This is a genomic window from Gracilibacillus thailandensis (assembly GCF_010994055.1).
Classification (GTDB): domain Bacteria; phylum Bacillota; class Bacilli; order Bacillales; family Amphibacillaceae; genus Gracilibacillus; species Gracilibacillus lacisalsi.
Genome location: NZ_WJID01000142.1, coordinates 1 through 1,658 on the forward strand (window position 1 = coordinate 1; position 1,658 = coordinate 1,658).

Consider the following 1,658-nt stretch of genomic DNA (forward strand, 5'->3'; position numbering starts at 1 on the left):
TCCATATATACCATACTCTGTCTTCTTTAGTATATCAAAACCTTTTAATACTAAGGAATAGATTATTTATTTTCTTCTCTTCTAATTACTCATCACTTGCTATCCAATACTTTTCAACTTTTCACCATCCCGTTACGCAAATTACAATTTTGTGTGACGCTTTTTAAGCGAATAGCGAGTATCATACGACCGTCCCTAGTAAAAATACAACCAAAAAATTATAAGCCCAAGCAATATAAAAACTCTCTTTCACGTTACCTTATTGTTTATCGCTACGAGCTTTGTCAATCTCGTTAGTTTGTCAGCAATTCCATATCATAACTATCTCTGCCATGAAAAATGTCATCTCGCCTATTTCTCGTTCTTATTCCGTTCCTCAAAGTGTTAAAACAATACTTCATGATGGTACAACCTTCATGAGCTATGAATTTCAATTAAGCATTATCAATGTCATCCAAAGTTTAAATTTCTAACAAAAAAATAAAAGCCCCTGTTGCCTAATAAGGCAATCAAGTGCTTATAGTTAACATAGTTTTGAACATTACTGCACTGTTCCCATAAATTCAGTAATAATAAGAATATGTTCCTTCAATTTTACTTTCTTTAGGTTCTCAACTTTTTCCGCGCCACCTAAACCTAATAGAGGGGTGTATCCAAAACACTCATCATAGTTAGGGGCACTGTATTTACTAATCGCTTCAGGATAAGGCTGCCACATTAATTCATCGTTCATAAAATCATTATCTTTTAAGTCATCAAAAAAGAATTCAAATCCGGATGAAACAACATTAACATATCCTTTCCTAAAGTTTAATAAATTTACATACTTACCTTTTTCCCATACTATAATATCACCCATTGCGGTTGTAAAAATAGGAATGGCCTGCTCATACCTTAGATAACTTCTCTCTAAAATATCTAAATAATCGTCTGGATTAATAACTTTTAAAAAGTCATTTACAAAAGTACCAAAACCATATTTTTTCCATATTTCTATTAATTCTTCAGGAAGTTTATCTTTATATTTTAAAATAATATCATCATCAACTGTTTCGTGTTTTATAAAATCGCTAAATATAGTTTCCAATTAACATACCCTCCTTTGATTATTGAGTTAATTTTACATTTAAATAAGTATTCTTTAGCTGTTCAGATGACATATTCTTCGCAATTTCCCTAATTTGCTCATCAACAACATCAATTCTAAATTTCCATTGTGAACCTATCGAGGAATTTACTCTTTTATCCCCCATACCTCCAATAATGTCTGTTCTTCCTCCAGCTATTTGATCTGGATTATGAAGTGCTGCTTTTGTTTCCAGCCATTCTGAAGCTTGCTTTGTCGCCTCTGCTCTGGAAAGTCCTTGTTTTCGCAGTTCAGCAATTTTATCTTTAAGTGCTTCTTGTCTAGCCATTTTTTGGGCTGCATTTCCTTCTATTGCTCTACCTTCAACAATAAATCTGTCTCTATTTTTCAGATACTCGTCAACCGTTAATTCATTCATACCTTTTTCTTGGTCTTTTAATTGTCTTGCAAACTCTTCGGAGTCATGTTTAACATTTCTTTTAAAATTAACTTCAACTTCTTTTATTCTTGGTACATCATCCAAATGCTTTACATTACCCGTACCCTTAGTACCATTCCCAACTCTACTTAC

2 protein-coding genes are annotated in these 1,658 nt (G+C 32.5%); both read right to left on the reverse strand.

Annotated features, from left to right (window positions below; genetic code table 11):
- Positions 1-541 precede the first annotated feature (541 nt).
- Positions 542-1,087, reverse strand: a complete 546-nt coding sequence (locus GH715_RS21200; RefSeq protein WP_153837221.1) for a T6SS immunity protein Tdi1 domain-containing protein — start codon at positions 1,085-1,087, stop codon at positions 542-544.
- A gap of 19 nt (positions 1,088-1,106) precedes the next feature.
- The coding region (locus GH715_RS21205; protein ID WP_240469434.1) for a polymorphic toxin type 15 domain-containing protein at positions 1,107-1,658 on the reverse strand (552 nt) is incomplete at its 5' end.